The organism is Streptomyces natalensis ATCC 27448 (genome assembly GCF_000935125.1).
GTDB classification, from domain to species: Bacteria; Actinomycetota; Actinomycetes; order Streptomycetales; family Streptomycetaceae; genus Streptomyces; species Streptomyces natalensis.
The window spans coordinates 127,230-151,291 of the sequence record NZ_JRKI01000003.1; the positions used below are offsets into that span (position 1 = coordinate 127,230).

General features: G+C 70.2%; 21 protein-coding genes and 3 tRNA genes. 11 read left to right on the forward strand and 13 right to left on the reverse strand.

Annotated elements, in window-relative coordinates; all coding sequences use genetic code 11:
• The first annotated feature begins 134 nt into the window (after positions 1–134).
• The 4 genes from SNA_RS01575 to SNA_RS01590 all read left to right on the forward strand — a co-directional run bounded on the left by SNA_RS01575 (position 135) and on the right by SNA_RS01590 (position 2,806).
• Entirely contained in the window at positions 135–977 is an 843-nt protein-coding gene (locus SNA_RS01575) for a YceI family protein (RefSeq protein WP_030073838.1), read from the forward strand.
• A 249-nt stretch (positions 978–1,226) separates the two neighbouring features.
• Positions 1,227–1,601 (forward strand): hypothetical protein, encoded by a 375-nt coding sequence (locus SNA_RS01580; RefSeq protein ID WP_044362672.1) that lies wholly within the window; start codon positions 1,227–1,229, stop codon positions 1,599–1,601.
• A 246-nt stretch (positions 1,602–1,847) separates the two neighbouring features.
• Entirely contained in the window at positions 1,848–2,159 is a 312-nt protein-coding gene (locus SNA_RS01585) for a type VII secretion target (protein ID WP_030073842.1), read from the forward strand.
• On the forward strand, positions 2,156–2,806 hold the full coding sequence (locus SNA_RS01590) for a WXG100 family type VII secretion target (RefSeq protein ID WP_030073843.1): 651 nt from the start codon (positions 2,156–2,158) through the stop codon (positions 2,804–2,806). The genes SNA_RS01585 and SNA_RS01590 overlap by 4 nt, the downstream gene beginning before the upstream one ends.
• On the opposite strand, the gene SNA_RS01595 is transcribed toward SNA_RS01590, so the two are convergent.
• The 7 genes from SNA_RS01595 to SNA_RS01625 all read right to left on the reverse strand — a co-directional run bounded on the left by SNA_RS01595 (position 2,790) and on the right by SNA_RS01625 (position 12,077).
• The gene (locus tag SNA_RS01595; RefSeq protein WP_030073846.1) at positions 2,790–2,993 is read right to left on the reverse strand and encodes a DUF397 domain-containing protein; all 204 of its coding nucleotides are present in this window, start codon (positions 2,991–2,993) and stop codon (positions 2,790–2,792) included. The two genes, SNA_RS01590 and SNA_RS01595, sit on opposite strands and share 17 nt — an antisense overlap.
• A gap of 178 nt (positions 2,994–3,171) precedes the next feature.
• Positions 3,172–3,948: a TetR/AcrR family transcriptional regulator gene (locus SNA_RS01600; RefSeq protein ID WP_044362675.1), complete on the reverse strand. Its 777-nt coding sequence runs from the start codon at positions 3,946–3,948 to the stop codon at positions 3,172–3,174.
• A 90-nt stretch (positions 3,949–4,038) separates the two neighbouring features.
• Positions 4,039–5,640, reverse strand: coding sequence for an MFS transporter (locus SNA_RS01605; protein ID WP_078969605.1), 1,602 nt, complete (start codon positions 5,638–5,640; stop codon positions 4,039–4,041).
• Positions 5,641–5,709: 69 nt separating this feature from the next.
• Positions 5,710–7,986, reverse strand: coding sequence for an ArnT family glycosyltransferase (locus SNA_RS01610; RefSeq protein ID WP_044362678.1), 2,277 nt, complete (start codon positions 7,984–7,986; stop codon positions 5,710–5,712).
• The gene (locus tag SNA_RS01615; RefSeq protein WP_078969606.1) at positions 7,983–9,365 is read right to left on the reverse strand and encodes a bifunctional glycosyltransferase family 2/GtrA family protein; all 1,383 of its coding nucleotides are present in this window, start codon (positions 9,363–9,365) and stop codon (positions 7,983–7,985) included. Before SNA_RS01615 ends, SNA_RS01610 begins: the two co-directional genes overlap by 4 nt.
• A gap of 135 nt (positions 9,366–9,500) precedes the next feature.
• Positions 9,501–11,276, reverse strand: a complete 1,776-nt coding sequence (locus SNA_RS01620; RefSeq protein ID WP_078969651.1) for a sensor histidine kinase — start codon at positions 11,274–11,276, stop codon at positions 9,501–9,503.
• A 66-nt stretch (positions 11,277–11,342) separates the two neighbouring features.
• Entirely contained in the window at positions 11,343–12,077 is a 735-nt protein-coding gene (locus tag SNA_RS01625) for a response regulator transcription factor (RefSeq protein ID WP_030062801.1), read from the reverse strand.
• Positions 12,078–12,933: 856 nt separating this feature from the next.
• Between SNA_RS01625 and SNA_RS01630 the strand changes: the two genes are divergently transcribed.
• Complete coding sequence (locus SNA_RS01630) at positions 12,934–13,470, forward strand: NADPH-dependent FMN reductase (protein WP_044362681.1); 537 nt, start codon at positions 12,934–12,936, stop codon at positions 13,468–13,470.
• A 62-nt stretch (positions 13,471–13,532) separates the two neighbouring features.
• Here the strand turns inward: SNA_RS01630 and SNA_RS01635 are convergent, their stop codons facing one another.
• The 3 genes from SNA_RS01635 to SNA_RS01645 all read right to left on the reverse strand — a co-directional run bounded on the left by SNA_RS01635 (position 13,533) and on the right by SNA_RS01645 (position 16,166).
• The gene (locus tag SNA_RS01635; RefSeq protein ID WP_420823448.1) at positions 13,533–14,525 is read right to left on the reverse strand and encodes a DUF2797 domain-containing protein; all 993 of its coding nucleotides are present in this window, start codon (positions 14,523–14,525) and stop codon (positions 13,533–13,535) included.
• Positions 14,526–14,690: 165 nt separating this feature from the next.
• Positions 14,691–15,509, reverse strand: a complete 819-nt coding sequence (locus SNA_RS01640) for a GlxA family transcriptional regulator (protein ID WP_241779511.1) — start codon at positions 15,507–15,509, stop codon at positions 14,691–14,693.
• Between the two features lie 583 nt (positions 15,510–16,092).
• Positions 16,093–16,166 (reverse strand) — tRNA-Met (locus tag SNA_RS01645).
• A gap of 775 nt (positions 16,167–16,941) precedes the next feature.
• Here SNA_RS01645 and SNA_RS01650 point away from each other — a divergent pair.
• Together SNA_RS01650 and SNA_RS01655 are read left to right on the forward strand one after the other, a co-directional pair.
• Positions 16,942–17,742, forward strand: a complete 801-nt coding sequence (locus SNA_RS01650) for a bestrophin-like domain (RefSeq protein WP_030068386.1) — start codon at positions 16,942–16,944, stop codon at positions 17,740–17,742.
• A 194-nt stretch (positions 17,743–17,936) separates the two neighbouring features.
• Entirely contained in the window at positions 17,937–18,470 is a 534-nt protein-coding gene (locus SNA_RS01655; RefSeq protein WP_030068385.1) for an NUDIX domain-containing protein, read from the forward strand.
• Between the two features lie 3 nt (positions 18,471–18,473).
• Here SNA_RS01655 and SNA_RS01660 read toward each other — a convergent pair whose 3' ends face one another.
• Positions 18,474–19,799 carry an NsdA family TPR-like regulatory protein gene (locus tag SNA_RS01660; RefSeq protein WP_030068384.1) on the reverse strand — a complete coding sequence of 442 codons (1,326 nt, stop codon included), beginning with the start codon at positions 19,797–19,799 and terminating at the stop codon, positions 18,474–18,476.
• A 114-nt stretch (positions 19,800–19,913) separates the two neighbouring features.
• Here SNA_RS01660 and SNA_RS01665 point away from each other — a divergent pair, with 114 nt between their 5' ends.
• The 3 genes from SNA_RS01665 to SNA_RS01680 all read left to right on the forward strand — a co-directional run bounded on the left by SNA_RS01665 (position 19,914) and on the right by SNA_RS01680 (position 22,412).
• A complete protein-coding gene (locus SNA_RS01665; RefSeq protein ID WP_241779512.1) occupies positions 19,914–20,339 on the forward strand; it encodes a DUF6415 family natural product biosynthesis protein in 426 nt (141 codons plus the stop codon).
• A 531-nt stretch (positions 20,340–20,870) separates the two neighbouring features.
• Positions 20,871–21,035, forward strand: coding sequence for a hypothetical protein (locus SNA_RS42080; protein ID WP_157879852.1), 165 nt, complete (start codon positions 20,871–20,873; stop codon positions 21,033–21,035).
• A gap of 684 nt (positions 21,036–21,719) precedes the next feature.
• A complete protein-coding gene (locus SNA_RS01680; RefSeq protein ID WP_241779513.1) occupies positions 21,720–22,412 on the forward strand; it encodes a site-specific integrase in 693 nt (230 codons plus the stop codon).
• Positions 22,413–22,514: 102 nt separating this feature from the next.
• Here SNA_RS01680 and SNA_RS01685 read toward each other — a convergent pair.
• Both SNA_RS01685 and SNA_RS01690 read right to left on the reverse strand, forming a co-directional pair.
• A tRNA-Arg gene (locus SNA_RS01685) sits at positions 22,515–22,587 on the reverse strand.
• Positions 22,588–23,103: 516 nt separating this feature from the next.
• Positions 23,104–23,194, reverse strand: a tRNA-Ser gene (locus SNA_RS01690).
• A 276-nt stretch (positions 23,195–23,470) separates the two neighbouring features.
• On the opposite strand from SNA_RS01690, the gene SNA_RS01695 reads away from it, so the two are divergent.
• Positions 23,471–24,031, forward strand: a complete 561-nt coding sequence (locus SNA_RS01695) for an SSI family serine proteinase inhibitor (protein WP_037791958.1) — start codon at positions 23,471–23,473, stop codon at positions 24,029–24,031.
• Positions 24,032–24,062 lie beyond the last annotated feature (31 nt).

Sequence of the window (24,062 nt, forward strand, 5' to 3'; positions counted from 1 at the left end):
GGGCGCGCTATGAGCGGAGACGCGCCCCGGCCCGGCCCCCGGGCTCCGACGGCGGCGCTGCGCACAGGCAGGGGACGGCCTGCACGCCGCCGCCGGAGCCCCACCACGCACCAGGCAACACACGGGAGAAGGCAATGACTTCGAGCGGCGCGGGAGCTGCCGGACTGCGGGCCCAGGTCCGCACACGGGACGGCTGGGCGGTCCAGCACGCCGTACTGACCGTCACCGACATGACGGGCGCGCAGGTGCTGCGGGCCTCGGCCGACGAGGAGGGCGCGGTCCGCAGCGAGGCGCCGCTGGCGGCCGGTGCGTACACCGTCATCGTCACGGCCGTCGGCTACGCCCCGGTCGCCTCCAGCGCGATCGTGACGGCCAGCGGCCGGATGGAGATCGGCACGGTCGTCCTGGCCCGCCAGGGCGGCGCGGAACTGCCGCCCCCCGGCGCCTGGACCATCGACCCCATGCACTCCACCGTCGGCGCGGTCGCCCAGCACCTGGGCATCTCCAGCGTGCACGGCCGGTTCACCGAGTTCGGCGGCCGGATCGAGATCGCCGAGGACCTGGAGAAGTCCCGCGTCGAGGCGTCTATCAAGGCCGCCTCCATCGACACCGGCAACGGCATGCGCGACGGCCATCTGCGCTCCGAGGACTTCCTGAACGTGGACGAGTTCCCCGAACTCACCTACCGCAGCAGCGGCCTGGAGCCGGCCGGCCCCGACCGCTGGACCGTCCACGGCGACCTCTCCCTCCACGGCGTCGTCCGCCCCGTCGACCTCGACCTGAGCTACCTCGGCACCGGGCCCGACCCCTGGGGCGGCGTCCGCGCGGCCTTCCGCGCCACCGCCGAACTGCGGCGCGAGGACTTCAAGATGAACTACAACCAGGTCGTGGCGGCGGGCATCGCGGCGATCGGGACCACCCTCAAGGTCGAGCTGGACATCCAGGCGGTGCAGGGGGAAAGCCTGCCGATGGGGTGAGCGGTTGCGGGGGCCGAACGGACACGGGGGCCGGAGGGGCCCGTGTCCGTGGCGCCGGCGGGCCTCGGCCTACCACACAACTACCCTCTTCCTCCCCCGATTTCGACCCAGAACGAATACATGGTGCGACCCCGGCGACTCGGGCAAACTGCCTGTCGCGACGGCGGTACGGCCCTCGCTCCGGACGCCGGACGGGGGCCCGTACGGCACGCCGTGCACCACGACCGCAGGAACTCCAGGGGGAACACCATGCGCAAGATCACCCGGGCCGCCGCGGCCCTCGCACTCGCCGTGGGCGCCACGACCATGGTCACCGCGACCAGCGCCAACGCCGCCCAGGCCGCGGGCACCGAACACGGCTGCCCGGCCGGAGCCTTCTGCATCTACCCGCAGGACGCCGGCTGGAACAACGACCGGCCCTCCCACGCCTTCTACAGCTACGGCGCCCACAACCTGTCCAACCAGGTCGGCAACCACATGATCTTCAACAACCAGACCGGCGGCGCCTGGGCCCGCACCTGCACCGGCTACAACGGCACCGGCGACTGCCAGGGCTGGATGGCCGCCGGCCAGTACTTCGTCAAGGACCTGACGCCGATCAACTCGATCCTGCTGGTCCAGTAGTCGCCAGGCATTTCCCGACCCGGGTCGGGCTTCCTTCGACGGGCGCCCGGCCCCAGCGCCTTTCCCGGCCCTCGTGCCGCGCGCGGTCGCACCTGACGGGCCTCGTCAGGCTCCCGTCAAGATCGCGTCAGCCGGGCGCATGGATTTTCGAATGGCCGTTCCCTCGCCACCGCGGCACCTCGTAGCGTCCGTCCTATCGCCCCAACAAGGCGCCAATGGACCGGAGTTAAACGGGGAACGGCAGACATGTTATCCACGACCTTCGAGGCACGCCCAGCGGGAATAAGGGATCTGGCCACGGAATTCAGCACCGCCGCCGACGACATCGAGAGCCGCCTCAAGGAGTTCGCCGGGCAGGCCGCACAGATCGGCACCGCATTCGGGCTGCTGGCGGCGTGCGCGGACACCACCTCCCAGTACCTGGAGGCGCTCACCCGCACCGAGGAGCAAATAGCCCAACTCGCCGCCCTGCTACGGGACTCCGGACTGGTTCAGTCCGCCGCGCATTACGAATGCGTCGAGTCCGAAACCGCATCGTTCTGGGGCGGCCGGTCATGAGCATCAACACCACGCTGGTCGACAAGACCACTCCGGTCCTCGAAACGCTCGGCATTCCCTGGCCCGGCGGCGATCCGGAGACCCTCCGGACCCTCGCCGCCGGCTGGCGCAGCTTCGGCCAGGACCTCCACCGGACCGCCGAACGCCTCGACGAAAAGGTGAACGCGGTCGTAGGCGTCGCCTGGACGGGTCCGGGAGCGGAGTCCTTCAAGAAGCACTGGCAGCAGCAGTACGAGGTGTTCCAGGACTCCACGAACAATTTCGAGGAGATGCAGAAGGAACTCGACGACTGTGCCGACCACTCCGAAACGATCCTCCACAAGATCGTGGAACTCACCCTGGAACTCACCCAGATGGAAACGTCCGGGACAGTGCTGCCGACGGTCACCGTGGGCCCCTCCGAAGCCGTCGCCACGGCGGCCGTCGCCGGGCAGGCGTCGAAGATCCTCCGCCTGGTGGAGCAGTTCGAAGCGCTGGCGGGCCGGATCGAGTCGGCCATGAAGAAGCTGGCCGGTGACTCCCGACTCCTGACATACGTGGTCGACCGCATGGCCACGCTCCTCGGCGAGGGCCTGACGAACATGGCGATGCGGCACGCCGGTGCCACGGCCACCGAGCCGGCCGCGGGACTCAGCCCCGGTCTCTGACCATGCCGATGAAGGACACCCAGGCGTCGGGCGGGAAGTGAAGCTCGGGGCCTGGGTTCTTGGAGTCGCGTATGGGGACGGAGCCGGTGGGGATGGCAGCGGGGGCCCACTCGACGCAGTCGCTGCCGTGCTCGGCGCCGCTGTAGCTGGACTTCACCCACTCGCGAGCGCCAGGGTTTGTGGTCACGTCAGTGCCTCCATCTGTCCCCTGATCAGGCGTGCGCTCTCCCGGGTGGAAAGCGCCTCCCCTGTCAGGCCATCGTAGGCACGCAGACAGACCCGTACATGGGGCCGCCGTGGCCCGCCGAGCTGACCCGGGTTCGCACACCCCGCCGCGGCCGCCCTCAGCCCGCGCCTCGCCGCCGCTACTCCCCCCGCCCCCGCATCGCCTCGATCCCCGCGAACTGGAGTTCCAGGGCGAACGCGAAGTCCTCGTCGAGCATCTTCTTCGCGCTGCGGCCCTGGCGGACGTAGTCGGCGCGGGAGGACAGTTCCATGGTCTCGGCGAATTCCGGGCGGCCCGAGATCGCGGCCATGACCTGCGCGAAGTACTCGTCGAGGCTGATGCCGGCGGCCCGGCAGCGGTCCTCGTGGGTGGCGCGGATGGTCGAGAAGCCGTAGACGAAGTGGAAGAGCGAGGCCAGCGCGCCCGAGGTGCGGTCGGCGTCCAGGCCGGTGCGGCGCATCACCCGCATCGTGGCGTTGGAGAACGCGACGGAACGCGGGCCGACGTTGATGAACTCGGCCAGCAGCCGGGCCGCCCACGGATGGCGCAGCAGCATGTCGCGGTAGCCGGTGGCGAGCAGGCGGAGCTGGTCGCGCCAGTCGGCGGCGGCGTCCGACTCGTCGGGCAGGGCGATCTCGCCGGCCACCGCGTCCACGGCCAGCTCCAGCAGGTCGTCCTTGGTGTCGACGTACCAGTAGACGGACATCGCGGTGACGCCCAGCTCGGCGGCCAGGCGGCGCATGGAGAACTTGGCCAGGCCCTCGGCGTCCAGCAGCCGGACCGTCGCCGCGACGATCTTGTCGAGGTCGAGTCCGGCCGGCTGGTCCGCCTTGCGGGTGAGCGGGGGGCGTTCGGTCAGCCAGACGCTGTTCGCACGCGCCGGTTGCTTCCTGGCGCGGCCATCCGTCGCTGCCATGGCGTCCCCTCGGTCATCGTTGGCCGACGATCACTGCCCATCGACCACTGTTCATCGATCACTGCTCATCGATCACGTACACCGTCGATGCTATTCCGCCGGGGCGGTGGACGGTGCCGGGGCGGTGGACGGTGCCGGTACGGACGACGTACCGGCCTCCTGGCGAGTGGGTTCGGCCTCCTGGCCGGACCGCTCCGCGCGACGCAGCAGCAGCGCGGCGACCAGCCCGCCGAGGAAGACCGCGGCGGCGCCGACCAGCTGGCTGGTGCCGATGCCGGTGGCGAAGGCGTCCTGGACGGCGGTGCGTTCGGCGTCCGTACGGGTCCGGGCGAGCGCCGCCGGGAGGGATCCGGCGCCCGCCGCGACCAGCGGGATCAGCGCGGCGAAGCGGGAGTTGAGGACCGCGCCGAGGACGGCGACGCCGAGGCCCTGGCCGAACTCCATCAGCGTGCCGTTGACGCCGGCGCCGACCCCGGCCTTGGCGGGCGGGATGGCGGACATGACGGCGTTCGCCATCGTCGGCATGGCGAACGCGACGCCGACGCCCATCACGATCAGTCCGGTCAGCATGCCGCCGTAGCCGTGTCCGCCGAGGAGCGAGATCGCGGCGAGGCCGGCCGCGAGCAGCGTCATGCCGCTGACGATCATGCCGGGGGTACCGAGCCGGGGCATCAGGCGGGCGCCCAGCCCCGTGAAGTTGATCAGGATGACGGTGACGGCGAGCGGCGCCATCCGCAGTCCGGCCTCCAACGGGCCGTAGCCGAGCACCAGTTGGAGGTGCTGGGTGAGCAGGAAGATCGAGCCCCCCATGCCGAAGGCGACGAGGATGCCGCCGGAGACCGCGCCGATGAAGCGGCGGTTGCGGAAGAAGTGCATGTCCAGCATGGGGTTCGGGACGTGCAGCTCCCAGAGCGCGAAGGCGGCGAGGCCGAGCACGCCGACGGAGCCGGAGAGCAGGACCTGGGTCGAGAGCCAGCCGGACACCGGGCCGCTGATGATCGCGTAGACGACGCCCACCATGCCGATCATGGAGAGCAGAGCGCCGAGCAGGTCGGGCCGGTCGCCGCTGTGGTTCTTGGATTCGGGGACGAGGGCCACTACGGCCACCAGCGAGATGGCCGCGACGGGGAGGTTGACCAGGAACAGCGAGCCCCACCAGAAATGGTCCAGCAGCGCGCCGCCGATCAGCGGTCCGGCGGCGAAGCCGAGGGAGTTGACCGAGCTCCAGATACCGATGGCCTTGGGGCGCTCGGCGTCGTCGAAGATCTGCATGACGACGGCGAGGGTGGTGGTGACCAGGAGCGCACCGCCGACGCCCATACCTGCGCGGGCGGCGATCAGCTGGCCGGGCGACTGGGCGAGGGCGGCGCCGAGCGAGGCGAGACCGAACAGCGCCAGGCCGACGGCCAGCATCTTCTTCCGGCCGTAGCGGTCGGCGGCATTGCCCGCGGTGAGCAGCAGACCGGACTGGACCAGCGAATAGGCGCTGATCGTCCACTGGACGTCGGCGGTGGTCGCACCCAGCTCCTCGGTGAGCGAGGGGATGGCGACGTTGAGGACGGTGTTGTCGAGGATGACCGTGAGCTGGGCGAGGCAGATGACCCCGAGTATCAGCCAGCGGGCGGCGTTGGGGGTGGGTGGCTGGAGGGCGGTGGCGGTGGAGTCCACGGGGGACGTTCGGGCTCCGGGCATACGGGCTCCCTGTACGGCGCGAGCGGATGCCATACACCGTACAGGGAGAGTTATACGCCGTACATTCGATTATTGACCTGCGGCTTTGCCTCCTTGGCGCGGCTGGGTCAGGTCGTAGAAGGTGGCGCCGCCCACGGTGACCTTCTTGAAGGTCTTCTCGATCCAGGAGGTGATCTTCGATGAGCGGCCGTTGCCGTTGCGTTGGCCATTGCGGCCGTTGCCGCCAGGGCCTTGCTTACTGGCAGGGCCTTGCTTGCTGCCAGGGCCCTGCTTGCCGCCGAAGCCGTCCCGTCCGCCGGCGATGAAGTAGTGGATCTTCCCGTCCGCGACGTCCCTCTTGAACTGGGCGAGGGTCGGCGACGGATCGCTGCCGTTGAAGCCGCCGATGGCCATCACCGGCTTCTGGGTGGCGAGTTGATAGCTCGCCGCGTTCTGGGAGCCGACCGCAGCGGCCGCCCACGTATAGCGGTCCGCGTCCTTCGCCACCAGCGCCTTGGCCTGCGCACTGACCTTCGCACCGTTGAGCAGGCCGCCCATGCCGCCCGGGTGTCCGCCCGGCCCGCCGGTGGCGCCGCGGCCGGGGAAGCCGCCGGGGCCGCCCGGCGTCCCGCCGGGGAAGGCGTGCGAACGTCCCTTGCCGTTGAACTGCCGCATCCCTCCAGGGAAGCGGCCGCCGCCCGGCCCACCGAAGGAGCCCCGCACCTGGGGCCCGGCCGTGATGATCGAGCCGCCCTTGGGGGTCTGGACCGTGTCGAGGACGTAGGCGAGCGGGCCGGCCAGCGCGGTCACCACGGCGAGCCCGGCGGCGACGGCGGCCGGGCGGGAGGGGGTCGAGGAGGGGACGGCGGTGGCCGCCGCCTCATCCCCCTCCGCCGCATCCCCGTCCGCCGCGTCCCCCGCCGCCGCTCGGCTCCGTAGCGCCGGGAGCAGCAGGCCCAGCGCCGCCAACAGACCGAGCGCGAGCACCGTCCACCGCAGCCACGGCAGCCAGTTCGGCGAACGGTCCAGCAGGACGTACGACCAGACGGCGGTCACCGCGACCGTCCCGGCGAGAACGACGGACGCGAGGCGGCCGCCGCGGCGCCACAGCAGCGTGGCGCCCATGGCGACCAGCGCCGCGACGTAGGGCGCCAGCGCGATGTTGTAGTACTGGTGGAAGATGCCGGACATGAAGCTGAAGGTCACGAAGGTCGACAGCAGCGCACCGCCCCAGACCAGGAACTCCTCCCGCTGAGCGGCCTGTTCGGCGTGCCCGGCCTGATCGGCGTGCCCGGGCTGATCGGCATCTCCGGGCTGATCGGCCCGTTCGGCGAGTCCGGCCTGCTCGCCGTTCCCGGCGGCAACGGACCGCCGCGCCCGCCACAGCACGCACACCGCCGCGACCAGCAGTATCAGCGCGGCGGGCAGCAGCCACGCGATCTGGCCGCCCATATCGGCCGAGAACAGCCGGGTGATACCGGTCTGGCCCCAGCCGCCGCCACCGATGCCGCCCCGGTGGCCCCCGCCACCCCCGCCGACACTGCCGGTCTCATTGCCGGTGATCCGTCCGAAGCCGTTGTAGCCGAAGGTCAGCTCCAGAAAACTGTTGTGCTGCGAGCCGCCGATGTACGGCCGTGAGGACGCCGGCCACAGCTCGACCGCGGCCACCCACCAGCCGCCGGAGAGCACCATCGCCAGCCCGCCCAGCAGCAGTTGGCCCAGCCGACGGCGTATCGCGACCGGCGCGCAGCACGCGTACACCGCGGCCAGCGCCGGAAGGATCAGCCACGCTTGCAGCGTCTTGGTCAGAAACCCGAGCCCGAAGCAGAGCCCGGCCAGTACCAGCCACTTCGTACGGCCGTCCGCCAGCGCGCGCAGGACCGCGGCGATGGCGCACACCATGAGCAGACACAACAGCGCATCGGGGTTGTTGAAGCGGAACATCAGCGCCGCCACCGGCGTCAGCGCCAGCACCCCGCCCGCGAGCAGCCCCGCCGCCGCGCCGAACCGCCGCCGTACGGCCGCGTACAGCACACCGACCGCCGCGACGCCCATCAGCACCTCGGGCACCAGGATCGCCCAGGAGCCGAGCCCGAAGAGCCGTACGGACAGCGCCATCGGCCACAGGGAGGCGGGGGGCTTGTCGACGGTGATGGAGTTCGCCGCGTCGGAGGAGCCGAAGAAGAACGCCTTCCAGCTCTCGCTGCCGGCCTGTACGGCGGCCGAGTAGAACTGGTTGGCGTAGCCGTTGGCGCTCAGGTTCCAGAGGTAGAGCGCGGCCGTGGCCACCAGGAGCGCCACCAGGGCGGGGCGCGCCCAGCGGGGTTCGTGCGGCCGGGCCGCCGCGGCGGCGTGGGGCGAGGTCATCGGGTGCTCCTGGTGCAGTCGTCACGTTCGTCGTCGTTGGGGTGGTGGTACGGCATGCCGCCCGGTGGTCGGCCCGGGGCCTCGTCCGGGGCCTCGTCCGGGGCGTGGGTCTGAGCCTGGGCCTGGGTCTGAGCCTGGGTCTGCGTCTGCGTCTGCGTCTGCGTCTGGTCCGGGAAGACCCACCCCCGCAGGAGCAGGAACCGCAGCACGGTGGCGGCGAGATTGGCGGCCACCAGGACGGCGAGCTCCGTGCCGTGCGAGGCGTCCGGGGTGGCGGTGCCGAGCGCGGCCAGGGAGCCGCTGGTCAGGGCCAGCCCGATGGCGAACACCACCAGCCCCTGGGCCTGATGGCGGACCGCCCGGTCGCGGCCCCGTACCCCGAAGGTGAGCCTCCGGTTGGCCGCCGTATTGCCGACGGCGGACACCAACAGGGCGACGCCATTGGACAGTTGGGGGCCGACCCCGAGCCGGAAGAGGGAGTAGAGGCCCAGATAGAGCAGGGTGCTCAGCGCCCCGACGACACAGAAGCCGACCAGCTGACGCGCCAGCCCGCCCGGTACGCCGTTCAGCTCGCGGTCCCGGGGATCGTCACCGAAGGGCCGCGCGAGCCGGTCCAGCGGCAGCCGCCCGGTGGCCAGCGCCCGCCCCACCCGCCATACGCCCTTGAGGTCGTCGGCCGCCGTACGGACGAGGTGGACGGTGCTGTCGGGGTCGTCGATCCAGTCCACCGGCACCTCGTGGATCCGCAGCCCGGCGCGCTCCGCGAGCACCAGCATCTCGGTGTCGAAGAACCACCCCGTGTCCTCCACCATCGGCAGCAGCCGCGCGGCGACATCGCCCCGTACGGCCTTGAACCCGCACTGCGCGTCGGAGAACCGCGCGGCCAGCGAACCCCGCAGGATCAGGTTGTACATCCGCGAGATGAACTCCCGCTTCGGCCCGCGGACCACCCGCGCGCTCCGGCTCAGCCGCGACCCGATCGCCAGGTCCGAGTGGCCGGATATCAGCGGCGCGACCAGCGGCAACAGGGCGTTGAGGTCGGTGGACAGATCGACGTCCATATAGGCCAGCACCGGCGCCTCGGAGTGCCCCCACACGGTGCGCAGCGCCCGGCCGCGCCCCTTCTGCTCCAGCCGTACGGCGGTGACCTCGTCGATCGCCTCGTCGAGCCGGGCGGCGACCTCAGGGGTGCGGTCGGTGCTCGCGTTGTCGGCGATGGTGATGCGGAAGCCGTAGGGGAAGGTCCGGGTGAGGTGGTCGTGAAGCCGCCGGACACAGGGTTCGAGGTCGGTCTGCTCGTTGTGGACGGGGATGACGACGTCGAGGACCGTGTCGGTGTCGCCGGGGCGCAGGTGCTCGCGGGGCGGGAGGGAGCCCAGGGTGCCGGGTGGGTGGGGCCCAGGTGGGTGGGGCGTCGGAGGGCGGCTCCGGGGTGGCCGGGTCGGCGGTGGCGGTCATGACCGCGACACTCGCCGACCGGGCTGTCATGGCGGTGTGGTGAGCCTGTGGCCCGGCTATGAGCCGAGGGGCGAGGGGCGTTCGGAGGGGGCCGGGTCGGTCGGCGGCGGCGGTTCGGACGGGGACCGTTCGGACAGGGACCGTTCGGACGTGGATGATTCGGACGTGGATGATTCGGCCAGAGGCGGTTCGGCCAGGGCCGCTTCGACCGGAGGCCGTTCGGCCGGCGGCGCCGCCGGGAGGGTGACCGTGAAGACCGTCCGGCCGGGCGCGCTCTCCACCCCGACCGTACCGCCGTGCGCGCCCACCACCGCCTGCACAATGGCCAGGCCCAGCCCCGTACTCCCGGCGGCCCGCGACCGCGACGCGTCGCCGCGCGCAAACCGCTCGAAGACGCGCGGGAGCAGCGCGGACGGGATACCGGGACCGTCGTCCTCCACCTCCAGACAGACGGCGGGTGCGCCCACAACGCCGCTCCCGGAGGCCCGAACCCGGGCCGTCACCGTCGTCCCCTCCGGCGTATGCGTACGGGCGTTGGCCAGCAGGTTCACCAGGATCTGGTGCAGCCGGCCGTCGTCGCCGTACACCAGCACGGGGTCGTCGGGCAGCGCCAGCCGCCACCTGTGTCCGGGCCCGGCCGCCCGCGCATCGCTCACCGCCGCGACGACGAGCGCCGTCAGATCCGTGCTCTCGCAGGAGAGCGGCCGTCCGGAATCGAGCCGGGCGAGCAGCAGCAGGTCCTCCACCAGCCCCGTCATCCGCTGCGCCTCGGACTCGATCCGCCCCAGGGCGTGCCGGGTCTCGGGTCCCGGCCGCTCCGGCCCGCGCCGGGTCAGCTCGGCGTAGCCCCGTATCGAGGCCAGCGGGGTCCGCAGCTCATGGCTGGCGTCGGCGACGAAGCGCCGTACCCGCATCTCGCTCTCCTGGCGCGCCGACAGCGCCGAGGCGACATGCCCCAGCATCCGGTTGAGCGCCGCCCCGACCTGCCCCACCTCCGTACGGGCGTCGGCCTCCGCCGCCGGCACCCGCACGTGCAGGGCCACCTCGCCCTGGTGGAGGGGGAGTTCGGAGACGCGGGTGGCGGTGGCGGCGACCCGGCGCAGCGGCCGCAGCGCGACGCCGACCATGACGGCGCCCGCGATGCCGGCCGCGACGAGCCCGGAAACCGTCACCCATGCCTCGACGCGGATCAGCTTGGCGACCGTGGCGTCCACCTCACGGAGCGGCATACCGAGCACGATCGTGCCGTCCGGGGAGGACCGCACCCGGTAGTCGCCGAGGCCCGGCAGCTCGGCGGTGTGCGGCGCTCCGTCCCGCGGTACGGCGGCCAGCGCCGCGGTCTGGGCGCCGGTCAGCCCGTCCAGCCGCTCCGAGGGCAGTCGGCTGGTGGAGTTGTTGTTCTTCGCACCGTCCTGGATCGATCCGTCGGGCCCGAAGCGCGCGCCCACCGTCCGCATCGGCGTCCCGCCCATCGCCACGAAATCGAGATCGGTATCGAGACCGGTGCGGAGACCGGTGCCGGGATCGGTGGCGCCGCGCGGACCGTGCGGCGGCCGCGGCCTCTGGGCGTGCATCAGCACCTCGCCGACCTGGTGGTCCAACTGGCCCTGGAGATACGACTGGAGCGCGAGGGAGGTGACCGTACCGATGACGGCCGCGACGACGGCGATCAGCACCACCGCCGACACCACCAGCCGCGTACGGAGGGTCCAGGGGCGGCGGGGGGTGGGGGCGGGGGGTGAGGGGGGAGCGGGGGGTGAGGGCGGGGGCGCCGCTGAGGATGGGCTCGACGCCGGACCGGGCCCCCGGCCCGCCGGACCTACCGGCCCCATCGGCTCCACTGTCTCCACCGGCTCCACCGGCTCCACCGGCTCCGAGAACGACGAATCCATCTCCCGCTACCCGCCCGGCTTGATCAGATACCCCGCCCCGCGCCGGGTGTGAATCATCGGCGTCCGCCCGGCATCGATCTTCCGCCGTAGATAGGAGATGTACAGCTCGACGACATTGGCCTGTCCGCCGAAGTCATAGCTCCACACGCGGTCCAGGATCTGCGTCTTGCTCAGCACCCGCCGCGGATTACGCATCAAATACCGCAGCAGCTCGAACTCGGTCGCGGTCAGATGGATCTCGTCCCCGCCCCGCCACACCTCATGACTGTCCTCGTCCAGCACCAGATCGCCGACCGTCAGCCGCGACTCGCTGCGCGCGGCCGCCGCCCCGGCCCGCCGCAGCAGCCCGCGCAGCCGGGCCACCACCTCCTCCAGACTGAACGGCTTGGTGACGTAGTCGTCGCCGCCCGCCGTCAGCCCGGCGATACGGTCCTCGACGGCATCCTTGGCCGTCAGGAAGAGCACCGGCACATCCGGCAACTCCCGGCGCAGCCGTCCCAGCACCGTCAGCCCGTCCATGTCCGGCAGCATCACATCGAGCAGCACCGCATCCGGCCGCCAACTCCGCGCACACCGCAGCGCGCCCGCCCCGTCCCCCTCGGCCCGGATGTCCCAGCCCTCGTACCGCAGCGCCAACGACAGCAGATCCGCGAGCGACGCCTCGTCATCCACCACCAGCACCCGCACCGGACTCCCATCGGCCCGCAACAACTCCGGCTGCTTGGCAGCACCCCGCGCCATCCCGCCCTTACCGGACGCGGGCGAGGACGCGGTCGCTGACGCCGACGTGGACACGGGCGCGGGCCCAAGCGCAGGCGCAGGCGCAGTGCGGGATGCGGACGTGGACGTGGAGGCGTTACGGGACGCGGATGTGGATGCGTTACGGGACGCGGATGTGGATGCCGTACGGGACACGGTTCCGTTACGGGCGGACGCTGCCGCAGCGGCGGTACGGGACGCGCGCACGGTACGGGACGAGGCCGCCACCCGAGAGGACGAGGCCGCAGGCGAGGACGCGCCCCTGGAACGGGGCGGAGACGCCGACGGGGGCAGGGACGCTGACGGGTCCACGGAACCCACGGACACTGCGGGCACCGCCGAGGACGACGAAGTCACGGTCATGCCCGCGAGCGTGACCTGCTCGCGTGAAAGCTCCCTTTCGGCTTTCTGTGAATCTCCTGAGAAACCCCCCAGTCGCCATCACCCACCTGAGCCTTGGCCCTGCCCGACCCGCCGCCTTCTCTCCCTTTCCCCTCCCCCCGGGGGCCCGTCCCCCACCCCCCCCCCCCCCGCCTCAGGCACAGCGCCCTGCCACCCCACCGCCCCGCGCCGCCGACACCCGTCATCGCCCCACTAGCCGTCGCCCACACACGCCCCCAACTCGTTTCCCCCTTCCCCGACTTCGTGGACGACCGGCCTGGGCCGCCCCCCGCGCGGTCCAGCCCGATCAACCACTCCCACAGCATCGCACCCCCCACTGACAATCGCCCTGACCAGCGCAAATGCCCCCACACACACCACCATTCGCCCCCACACCCCTCCTCTCCCCCTCCCTCCCCCTCGCCTTCCCCCCAACGTCAAGCCGTAGCGTCACCCCATGCGCCCAGCCATACGACTCCTCGCCCTCTCCGGCAGCCTCCGCGAACGCTCCTCCACCGGCGCCGTCCTGCGCTCCGCCCTCGACCTCCACGACGGCCCCGCCGGCACCGCCGACATCGGCACCCTCCCGCACTTCAACCCGGACCTCGACGGCGAGAGCGCCACACCCCCGCCGGCCGTCGCCGCGCTCCGTACGGCCGCCGCGGCAGCCGACGCGATCCTCATCGTCAGCCCGGAGTACGCACACGGGGTCCCCGGCACCCTCAAGAACGCGCTCGACTGGCTGGTCAGCAGCGGCGAATGCGTCGACAAGCCGATCGCGGTGATCACCGCCTCGCCCTTCCCCACCGGCGGCAGCTACGCCAACGCCCAACTCCGCGAGACGCTGAAGACGATGTCCGGCAGGATCATCCCGTCCGCCTGCCTCGAAATCCCCGCCATCGGCCCGAAGACCGACCCCGCCACCGAACGCGTCTCGGACGAGGCCACCCTGACGGACCTACGCACCGCCCTCCAGGCCCTGCACACCGCCTGAGCCGCTGCCATCCCGCTCCCCCACCCCCCACACCCACCCCTCAAGCCCACCCCTCACCCCCCCTAGAACAACCCCTCCTGCCCAGCCCCACCCTCCCCACCACCAACCCCTCGTCCTGCCTCCCCCTCCCGCACCGGCACGGTCGTCACCGCCCCCGAAGCCGCCCCCAACACCCACCCCGACAACACCCGCAGATCCAGCACGGCAACCCCCGTATCACCGCTTACCACTTGGCCCCCCGGCGACTCCCCCACCCCCGCAGTCACCGGCGCCCGCCTCAACCGCAGATACACATCCGCCCCCACCCCGGCCACCACCTCCCCCACAATCTCCGCCCCCGCCTCCGGCACCCCCAGCTCCGCGACCTCCGCAGGAATCCGGTCGAGCCCGAACAGCTCCGCGTGATCGACGCACTCGAACGCCACCGGCTCCAGGGTCTCCGGCCACCCCGCCAACTCCCGGGCTCTACCGTGGAGTTGAGAAAGCTCCGCGGCCCGCTCCGACGCCGACGGCAACACCCTCCGCGCCGCCCGCTTCGCCGCCTTCCCGAACCGGTCCGGCACCGCGAGCGCGCTCCCCAGCAGCGCCTCCGCCCGTCGCGCCGCCATCAGCGGCCCGCGCCCCAGCCAGGCATACGCCACCGCCCCCTGCTCCACCAGCCGCGCCGACCCCCGCTCGACGGCCGTGATCCCCACCTTGAGCAGACCGGGACCGAAGTACGCCAGATAGACGGCGTACGGACGCGGATCATCGGCCATGGTGTCCGCCGCCACCGACCGCGAGCGGTCCAGCCCGGCGCAGCTCGGGCACTGGTCCTTCGCACTCGCCCCGTCGAGCACCGCCGCGTACGGACACGGCGTCCGCCGGCCACCCCGCCGCACCCCCAGACACCGCCGCTCCCCCCGCACCGAGAACGCCAGCACCTTCCCGGCCGGCAGCGGACTCACCCGCTCCGCGCCCCGCTCGGCGCAGTACCACCCGAGCCCCTGCACATACCGCCGCCCCGCGTCCCCCGACTCACTGCGTGACCAGCGCGGCCCCGTACATCGCCACACACCGCCAGCGTACGACCGAGGTACGACAACGCCCCGCCCGAACCCGTCCGCCCCTACAACCGCCCCACCCTCACGCACCAAGGACACCCCTCACGCCCAGGTACGCGTCCCCACCCCCTCACGCACCAAGGACAGCCCTCACCCCAGGTACACGCCCGCACCCCCTCAAACCCCCACCCCCCGAAACGTGCTCCGATAGGCCCGCGGCGACACCCCCAACGCCGCCTGTAGATGCTGCCGCAGCGAAGCCGCCGTCCCGAAGCCGGCCTCGGTCGCGATCCGGTCCACGGTCAGGTCCGTCTCCTCCAGCAACTGCCGTGCCCGCTCGACCCGTTGCTGCGTCAGCCACTGCACCGGCGACATCCCCGCCTCCTCCCGGAACCGCCGGGTGAACGTCCGAACGCTCATCGCCTCCCGCACCGCCAGCTCCCGCAGTGTCAGCGGCCGGTCCAGATGTTCCAGCGCCCAGGCCCGCGCCGCCCCGGTGGAGGACACCTGCGGCTCCGGCACCGGCCTCCGGACGTACTGCGACTGCCCACCCTCCCGGTGCGGCGGCACCACCGTCCGCCGTGCGACGTCATTGGCCACCGCCGCCCCGTGATCGCACCGCACCATGTGCAGACACAGATCGACCCCGGAGGCGACCCCGGCCGCCGTCAGCACATCCCCCTCGTCCGTGTAGAGCACATCCGCATCCAGCCGGACCCCCGGGAACATCCGCCGGAAGCCGTCCACCGACCGCCAGTGCGTCGTGGCCCGCCGCCCGTCCAGCAGCCCCGCCGCGGCCAGCACAAACGCCCCCGTGCAGATCGACGCGATCCGCGTCCCCGGCCGGATCCGCCCCAGCGCATCCGCCATCGCCGGGCTCAGCCGCCCCTCGGCGCACTCCGCCGAGAGCCCGTAGTCCACCCCCGAAGCCGGTATGACCACGGTGTCCGCCGTCTCCAGCGCCTCCACCCCGTGCGGCCCCCCCCACCGGCCCACATCTGATCGCCCACCCGCCGAACCCGTAAAACCCACCCCCCAAAAAACATCGAATCCCCCAACCAAAACCCAAAAACGGACCACCCAACAGCACCCCCAAACTCCGCACCCCGAATCCCCAACCCCGAAACCCAGACCCCGAACCAACCGAAACCGAAATCCCAAACACCGAAACACCAACCCGGCCCGCCAACCCAGCCGGCCAACCCAGCCCACAGACCCGGAACGAACGCCCTTCCAAAACCCGACGAAACCCGGACGGCCCTAGCACGAGTCCCCGGCCGCACCCCCGGCCGCACCCCGGAAATCAACACCCAAAACCGATCACCCCGGAACCGACACCCCGGACCCCACCCATCCGGCAACAAACACCAGGCCGAAGCAGCAGACCGGCACACCAGTCCACGCCCCAGACGGGGGACAACCGGCCCGGGCCCGCACCGCCGGAAAAGACAAACCGGCCCGCCCCCCGAACGGAACAACCAGGCCGGCCGACCAGGCAGAAGCCCCCAGCCCCAACCACCCAAAACGCAAAAAACCGCAGACCCGGCGGATTCTCAATCCACCGGGTCTGCGGTATCAGTAGCGGGGACAGGATTTGAACCTGCGACCTCTGGGTTATGAGCCCAGCGAGCTACCGAGCTGCTCCACCCCGCGTCGGTTGCCCTAACAGTACGCGACCTCCCCGCCAACACCTAATCCTTATCCCCGCCCACCCCCAGGCACCCCCTCACCCCACCGCAACCGCCCCCGCAACTTCCCCCACTCCCAGCCCACTTCCCGGTGGCCACGACTGTCCCGACGGCACGGCACCGCCCTCTCCAAAACCCCGACAGCCACACCCCCCTCAGCCGGCCCGAGGCAATTAGACACAACACGACAAAGCCCCCGCCGGATACCCGGCGGGGGCTTTGCTCTGCTGTGCGCTCGGCAGGATTCGAACCTGCAACCTTCTGATCCGTAGCTTTGGGCAAAGCCGTGCAGCGTGTATCCCTGATCAGCTGACCCGTGTACCGGTGATCACTGTCGTCAGTCCCCGTGTGCCGTCGTTGCCGTCAGGGTTGCCGTCATCCTCACCCCGGAGAGACTGCCGAGGTCTGCCGCCAGGCCGAGCCTTGGTGCCCCGTTCCTGTACGGGCTTACCAGGAACCGACGAGCGAATATGGGCGGGTTGCTCCATTGCCCGACGGAATCATCGCTCGTGCGGGTGAGCAGCGGGCGAGGTTCTGACGCGGCACCGTCTGCGGGTTTCAAGATCACGAACAGAAGCTCCGGCCAGCGGAGCTGTGATCGACCGCGAGGTTCTGATGACGTGCCTGACGTGTCCCGCACATGCCATGACGGGTGTGCAGCCCGATCCTCCCGCATATGTGTCCGCCGCTGGGAAACCCTGCGTCGCCAACCCGACGGGACCGAAGGAGGTTCCGAAATCATGATCACCGTCATCGTGGTGGCTGTACTGGCTCTCCTCGCGGCCCTCGCTGCCAACCGCTTCCTCAGGCCCCGACTGGTTCCCGAGGGGGACGAGGGCATGAACGTACGCGACCTCGTGGGACCGCTGTTGACTCTTACCGTCCTGCTTCTCGCCTTCACCCTGGTCACGGCATCGAGCTCCTACAAGAGCGCCCAAGAAGCCGTGCGGACCGAGGCCAGCGCGGTGGACAACCTGGCCGAGGTGGCCGAGTACGCGCCCACGGCCCAGCGTGATCGCCTACAAGCCGACGTCATCTGCTACGCGCGGGCGGTGCGGGTCCACGAATGGCCCGCCATGGCCAACGGCAACAGCTCCGCCGTCGCCAGCACATGGAGCACGGACTTCCGCCAGGCGTTCAAAAATCTGTCCGACCACTCCTCCTTCGGCATGCTCGTCTCGGCAGACAACCAGCGGGCCAAGGCGCGGCAGGATCGGCTGGCCGAGTCCACCCCGGCCGTCCCCAGCCTCATCTTCTGGTTCCTCCTCGTCACCATGACCGTGACGGTGATCGCCCTCGGAATGTGCCTGCCCAGAAAAAACAACAAGGCCCAGCTGTCCGCCCTGGTCCTCGTCACTGCCCTGCTGACCACAACACTCATCATCACCCGTGACGCCGAGCAACCCTTCGGTGGTGCCATCGACGTCAAGCCCACCGCGCTGGCGGACGTCGAGGGCCAAGCCTCCCGCCCCTTCCTGGCCGGCCGGGCCGCGCATCTCCTGCCCTGCGATGAGCAGGGCAGAAAGACACTCCCCTCCTGAACAATCCCCAAGCTCCTTTCGGGCCGCGGCGGTGTCACTTCAGATCACCGCCTGCAGAGCGTCCGCGTGGCGGAAGCCGTCGACAAACGTTGTTCCTCGTGATGAACGAAGCCACACGGCCCTCGTGCAGCGCTTCGCAACCTCCCTGTCCGCGAATGAGATGCTGGGGCCACCAGGCGAGAGGGGCGGCGAGCATGCAGTGGAAGACCTACGGCGAGCGGCAGATCTACACCAACCCATGGGTGAATCTGTGCCTTGTCGATGTTGAGCAGCCGGACGGCCGGCGTTGGGAACACCACGTCGTGCGGCTGCGGCATCTCGCCGTGGCGGCCGTGGTGAATGATCAGAGGGAAGTCCTCATGATGTGGCGGCACCGCTTCATCACGGACTCGTGGGCCTGGGAACTGCCCATGGGCCTGATAGAAGAGGGCGAGTCCCCTGAGGCCGCTGCTGCCCGTGAGGTGGAAGAAGAGACCGGCTGGCGGCCTGGTCCAATGAAGCCGTTGATCTACGCCGAGCCTGCGAACGGCATCACGGATTCGCAGCACTACGTGTTCCGGGCGGACGGTGCCACGCACATCGGCGCACCGACCGAGAAGAACGAGTCCGACCGGATCGAGTGGATACCGCTGGATCGGGTGCGGGCCATGATCGACCGCCGGGAGATCGTCAGCAGTGGCTCCCTCGTCGGTCTGCTGTACGTGCTGATGGACGAATCGATTCGCTGATGTTCACCGCAGCGTGGCCCGTAGCCGTGCCTCGAACGCGATGGCTGCGGGCTCCTTGCGGAACGGGGCCAAGCGCTGATGGAACTCGCGCAGATGCCCTGTGATGCGCTCGGAATCCACTGCCGTGGCTGTCTCCAACGCCACTGTGGCGGTATGACATGCCTTCTCGACCTTGCCGCGCTGGAGCTGGGTGGTGGCGAGCCAGAAGGAGTGAAAGGCGCGGGCTCGGTGATTGCTTGCGGGCTCGCGTCGCAGAGCATCGGCGATCAGTGGTTCGGCGGCGTCGGCCTCGCCGAGTCGAGCGCGGGCGATACCGGTGTCCACGATGAGCTTGGGCTCATCGAAGTAGGTCACCCAAGCAGGGTCAGGGTCAGCGTCTGAGATCTGCTCGAACTGCCGGTGCGCCTCGGCGAGTGCTGCGTGGGTCGCGCTGTGGTTGCTCATCGAGGCGTGCGCGAATGCTTCGCGCATCGACAGCATGGCCATCACTCGTGGTGTGCCACCGCGTCTACGAGCGCTGTCCTGTGCTGCTGTCGAAAGCGCGACGGCATCCGCCGGCCGGTCCTCGTAGGTGCCTTGCAAGCTCATGCAGGCCAGTACGTTCGCCATGAACTGGTGGTCGTCGATGGCCTTGGCGAGTTGCAGGGCTTCGGCAAAGTAGATGCGGGCCTGGCTGTACTGGCGCGCATCGAAGTACGTCCAGCCCGTGAGCCTGGCCAGCTCGGCGGCGACGCTGTAGAGGCCGCGTCGGAACTCGCCTTCGCTCGCTTCCTTGATCATCCCTACGGCGTAGCGCAGCTGCCCGACGACTGCCGGGCGCAGCGCCTCGCCTCCATGCTGATCGTCGCGGCGCCAGTAGTCCTCGATGGATGAGTGGAGCGCGCGGAGCGTGGACGGACTGAGCCGCGGTCCTGTGGCAACGGCCAGAATGCTGTCCAGGTCCACTCCTGGCAGGGCGTTGACCGGATCGGTGCGTTCGCTGGCCACGGGCAGTACGGGGCTCGTTGGCGTGGCGGGGGTCGTGCTCAGTGCTGCGGGGGTCTCCCAATCTCGCTGGGCGAGTCCAAGCATGTGGCCGGGGATGCGAAGCCCGTCAGCCACGCGTTCGATGACGCTCATGTCTTTGATGACCCGCTTGCCGGCCAGTACCTCGCCAACCCGACTGGGTGTCATGTCGCAGCGGCGTGCGATCAGTGACGGGTAGAAACCGCCCCGGGTCTTGGCCAACTCGAAGATCTTCGAGAAGTCACGCTCCCGGCAGGCATCAATCATCCCGGTAGAGCTCAGCAGTCGGGCCGGAAGTCCGTCTGGCTGCTCGTACTTGGGCATGAGCGGCACTCCGTGGGTGCGGTGCGTGACCGAGAGGCTACTCGGGATTTTACCCACCGTGGGTAATCACGCGGATGGCGATTATGGGGACCGCTCGCCGTGATGCTGTTGGTCATGCAGCCGCAGACACGTATGAACGGGCATGAAGCGGTAGAGAGTTGGGCTGAATCGCAGGAATCGCGGGCGCCCACAGTCGATGGTTCCGGGCAGCCGGTGGATGTGAACGAGGTCAAGGCCGCGATTGTCCGGGCCCTACCTGAGCAGTCGGCGTTGCCTCCATATGCAGAGCTGTGCGAGTTGCGTGAGGTGCTGCTGGGGCACATCGAGGTGCTGAAGCCGTTGGCGGCGGAACGGATCAACCGTCTGAACCATGGCACGTTGGCGTGGTACCGGAAGCGGGCCAAGCTGGACTCGATCCCGTACGAGGTCTGTCAGGGGCTCGGCTCTGGTTTGCAGTCGGCCGCGTCGCATGTGCGGAGCCTGGGCTACACCCTGCTGTTCCTCGTGGAGAAGTCTGGCGTGCTGGGGCGGGGCGAATGAGCGGGCGCCACGCGCTGCCGAAACCGACAGCAGACGGGGTGATATCCGCTTTCTGGGCTCTCGGCTCCGTCGCCACCCTCGGCCTGCTGGGCGTGCAGATCGCAGACGCATCCGCCCCCGCCACCCCTGCCCCCATCTCTCAACCGGGCGCCGAGCCGTTTGTGACGCAGTCGGACCGTACCGGCCCCAGTGGGGAGGTTCGCTGATGCGCTGGGACTGGACGGTTCCACGTCAGAGCGTCCGCGCGGTGTTGGATCCCACACGGCCGCTGGATGAGCGTCTACGAGTGAAGCTGCGGGCTCACGCGGCGGTGCTGGTGTCGGTCATGAGGGCTCGTCCCCATGCCTGCGCTGATGAGGATGTCGCCCTGGCGGTGAAGGAACTCACCGAAGCTCTGTACGGCTACACCGACTTGCCCATGGTGGCGCTGGCTGAAGACGTGCGGATCCTGCTGGATGTGGTGGATCCAGATGGGGGTTCGCCGCAAAGACGCGCGCCCCTAAGTCGAATGTTCCGACCGATTTTCTGCCCATGGCACGTGGTTTCACCGCTGCTGAAGTCGAGGCGGTGCGGGGCCTGGTGGAACGGTCCGCGCGAGATCGCAGTGACTGCCTCGACTTGCTCGATGCCTTGGGGCTGCAATCGGCGCAGGACCGTTGCGACCGGCAGGACGAGAGCACATCCATTCAGCGGTGACGAGATGACAGTGCCTGCCGCTGCGATCTCCGCAGCACGCCCTGATTCTCCGGTGGCCGGCCGGTGGATGCGTCCTGCCCGGCCACCGGTCACTACTCCGCCCGGTCTCCCTGTGTGCGCCTCTCACGGCCCGCACATGACCGCAGGCGGGAACAGTGTCTGCCCGAACTTCCCTGGCAATCGGCCGGGCAGGCAACGGCGGCGCCGGTCGCTCACCCCCGAGGGGGACCGGCGTCACATCCGGCACGAATCCGCATCAGAACCATCAACCGATAGGAGAAGCCAGCAATGGGTACTGAAGAGGTCAACGGCTACGACGTGGCCGCCGAGGAGATCGTGAGCGCTCCGGAACCTGAGCCTGATGAGGGCGGCGATGATCAAGAGGGATGACGACGGGCGGCGTTGGTTCGTCGGCTTCATGCACCGGCCGCCGCGCAAGCAGCCGAGCGATCCCGATCAGGTCTGCCCGGAACACCCGGACACCCGTCTCGTGAGGGTCCTCGGCCGGTCCTGGATCTGCCCGCGCTGCACGCGGAACCGACCCGCCTCACCCTGAGCCACGTCGGCCGGCATACAGCTTGGCTCGACTCGTCACCCAACCGGTGTGCTCCTGCCGCTGCCCTCCAGCACGCCGTGCGTGAGGACGAGTTGCCGCGCAACGTGGCCCGGAACGTCGAGCTGAGCATGGGGACGAGGCGTGAGATCGAACCGCTCACGGCGGAGGAGGGGCGCCGACTCCTTGCGGCGGCTCGGGACAACCGGCTGTGGGCCGGGTACGAACTGGCGGTCCGCATCGGTCTGCGGCGCGGTGAGCTGCTCGGGCTCCGCTGGTCGGACGTGGACCTGCACGAAGGTGTCGTCACCGTCCGGCAGGCGCTTCAGCGGGTGGGTGGAGAGCTGCTGATCGTCGCGCCGAAGACGCAGCGCTCGGCTCGTCGCGTGGCGCTGCCGGCCGAGTGCGTGACGGCGCTCCGTGCCCAGCGCGCCCAGCAGATCGCCGACGGGAAGGCGGCGGGCGACAACTGGAAGGGGACGGGGCACGGCCTGGTCTTCACCACGAAGAACGGGACCCCGATCGAGCCGAGGAACCTGAACCGGTCCTTCGAGGTGCTGTGCACCCGCGCCGGGGTCCGTAAGGTCCGCTTCCATGACCTGCGTCACACATGCGCGTCTCTGCTCCACGAACAGGGCGCCGATGCCCGCATGATCATGGAAGTCCTGGGCCACAGCTCGATCCGCGTGACCATGGACATCTACACCTTCGTGCGGCTCGACTCCCAGCGCACGGCCTTCGACCGCGTAGGCGACGCGCTGAGGGGTGACGGCAACCCACCGGACGATGACGACGGAGCGGCCGGTGTCCCGGTAGCCATCTGATAGCCCTCACGCCGACTACTTGAGGCGGTTGCCGTCAATCACTGCCGTCAACAGAAACACCAGAGGCCCCGTTCGATTTCGAACGGGGCCTCTGGTCTGCTGTGCGCTCGGCAGGATTCGAACCTGCAACCTTCTGATCCGTAGTCAGATGCTCTATCCGTTAAGCTACGAGCGCTTGGCTTTCCGGCGGTTTTTCTTGCCGGTCGGCGTTGCGGGAACAACATTACATGACCTGCGCCGTCAGGTGAAATCCATTCCCCTCACCCCCTCTGACCTGGGCAAACGCTCTCGTGGTCGAAGGGCGGCGGCGCCTCGGGGCGGGGGGCGCCTCGATGATCTGAACGAAGTTCGGGCGGGCGTGGCCGTCTTCGTGGCGGGGTCACGGGAAACAGCCGGCCTTCGTCGCGTCCGACGTGGTCCGAGGCCGGGTACGCGACGGAGGCGGCGGCGCGGGTTCACCAGGGAGGGCGTCACAGTCGGCGCCTGGGACGGCCGGCTCGTTGCGGACTGTGACGGGGGCCACTTCGGGGCACGGGGCACGGGATCTTGAGGGGGCGGGGCCGCCCCGGACTCCGGGGAGGAGGGGAAGAAGCCGGGGCCCAGGCCCGGAACGCGTCAGCCCCGAGCAACCAACCCCCACAAAGCAATCAGACCCCAGATCGCGAACGACCGGGGCCTGACCGAAGAAGAGCGGAGGCGGAGGGATTTGAACCCTCGATCAGGTGTAAACCCGAAACCGCATTAGCAGTGCGGCGCCATAGACCGGACTAGGCGACGCCTCCACACACCCCACGCGTGCACGCACGCTGTGGTGTGTCCAGATGATGGCACAGCTCTGCGGGCTGTCACCAATCGCCCCCTACGGTACTAGGCGCCCGGGCCACCCGGCAAAGACGTTCCTGCGGCGCAACGTCGGGGGCGGCGACGCGTTAGGAGTGTCGGGGCCGTGTCGACCTGCGCGTCGTGCGCCCCCGGCGTGTACGTACCGCGTACCGCCTCGCACTCGCCTCTCTGGAGCCCTGATGCCGTATCGCCCGTGTCGCCGGACGTACCCCGGGATGTCCCTCGTCGTCGCCGCCACGACCGCCGCCGTCTCGCTCGTCACCGCGACGCCCGTCCTCGCCGCCTCGTCCGGCGCCCGCCCGGCCGCGCCCGCCGCATCGCGCGCCCCCATCCCGCTCCCCATCCCCTTGCCGCTCCCGCTCCTCGACCACCGGTCCGAGGGCACCGGCATCCCGGACCTGGACGACTTCACCCGTACGGTTCCCGCTCCGGCCCACCGCTCGGCCCACGACCGCCTCACCGTCACCGTCACCGGCTCCGGTTCGTCCGTAACCGACGGCACCTCCACGCTGACCTGCCACCCGGCGGGCGGCAACCACCCCGACGCCAGGAGGGCCTGCGCCGAGCTGGACAAGGAGACGCACTGGGGGAAGGACACGTTCGCGCCGGTCCCCGAGGGGTCGAAGTGCACGATGATCTACGGCAGTGCGGCCACCGCGCATGTCACGGGCCGCTGGGCGGGACATCCCGTCGACGCCCACTTCCGGCGCACCAACGGCTGCGAGATCGCGCGCTGGCAGCGCTTGGAACCCCTGCTCCCGCACCCCACTTCGTGACCCGCCCGGGCACCACTTGGTGACCCATTTC

Bases quoted from the DNA above. Each gene is read 5' to 3' on its own strand.
- SNA_RS01580 (WP_044362672.1), top strand. From the start codon at position 1,227: ATGCGCAAGATCACCCGGGCCGCCGCGGCCCTCGCACTCGCCGTGGGC.
- SNA_RS01585 (WP_030073842.1), top strand. From the start codon at position 1,848: ATGTTATCCACGACCTTCGAGGCACGCCCAGCGGGAATAAGGGATCTG.
- SNA_RS01605 (WP_078969605.1), bottom strand. From the start codon at position 5,640: ATGCCCGGAGCCCGAACGTCCCCCGTGGACTCCACCGCCACCGCCCTC.
- SNA_RS01695 (WP_037791958.1), top strand. From the start codon at position 23,471: ATGTCCCTCGTCGTCGCCGCCACGACCGCCGCCGTCTCGCTCGTCACC.
- SNA_RS01625 (WP_030062801.1), bottom strand. From the start codon at position 12,077: ATGGCGCGGGGTGCTGCCAAGCAGCCGGAGTTGTTGCGGGCCGATGGG.
- SNA_RS01680 (WP_241779513.1), top strand. From the start codon at position 21,720: ATGGGGACGAGGCGTGAGATCGAACCGCTCACGGCGGAGGAGGGGCGC.
- SNA_RS01610 (WP_044362678.1), bottom strand. From the start codon at position 7,986: ATGACCTCGCCCCACGCCGCCGCGGCGGCCCGGCCGCACGAACCCCGC.
- SNA_RS01590 (WP_030073843.1), top strand. From the start codon at position 2,156: ATGAGCATCAACACCACGCTGGTCGACAAGACCACTCCGGTCCTCGAA.
- SNA_RS01660 (WP_030068384.1), bottom strand. From the start codon at position 19,799: ATGCCCAAGTACGAGCAGCCAGACGGACTTCCGGCCCGACTGCTGAGC.
- SNA_RS01665 (WP_241779512.1), top strand. From the start codon at position 19,914: ATGCAGCCGCAGACACGTATGAACGGGCATGAAGCGGTAGAGAGTTGG.
- SNA_RS01620 (WP_078969651.1), bottom strand. From the start codon at position 11,276: ATGGGGCCGGTAGGTCCGGCGGGCCGGGGGCCCGGTCCGGCGTCGAGC.
- SNA_RS01655 (WP_030068385.1), top strand. From the start codon at position 17,937: ATGCAGTGGAAGACCTACGGCGAGCGGCAGATCTACACCAACCCATGG.
- SNA_RS01650 (WP_030068386.1), top strand. From the start codon at position 16,942: ATGATCACCGTCATCGTGGTGGCTGTACTGGCTCTCCTCGCGGCCCTC.
- SNA_RS01630 (WP_044362681.1), top strand. From the start codon at position 12,934: ATGCGCCCAGCCATACGACTCCTCGCCCTCTCCGGCAGCCTCCGCGAA.
- SNA_RS01575 (WP_030073838.1), top strand. From the start codon at position 135: ATGACTTCGAGCGGCGCGGGAGCTGCCGGACTGCGGGCCCAGGTCCGC.
- SNA_RS42080 (WP_157879852.1), top strand. From the start codon at position 20,871: ATGGCACGTGGTTTCACCGCTGCTGAAGTCGAGGCGGTGCGGGGCCTG.
- SNA_RS01600 (WP_044362675.1), bottom strand. From the start codon at position 3,948: ATGGCAGCGACGGATGGCCGCGCCAGGAAGCAACCGGCGCGTGCGAAC.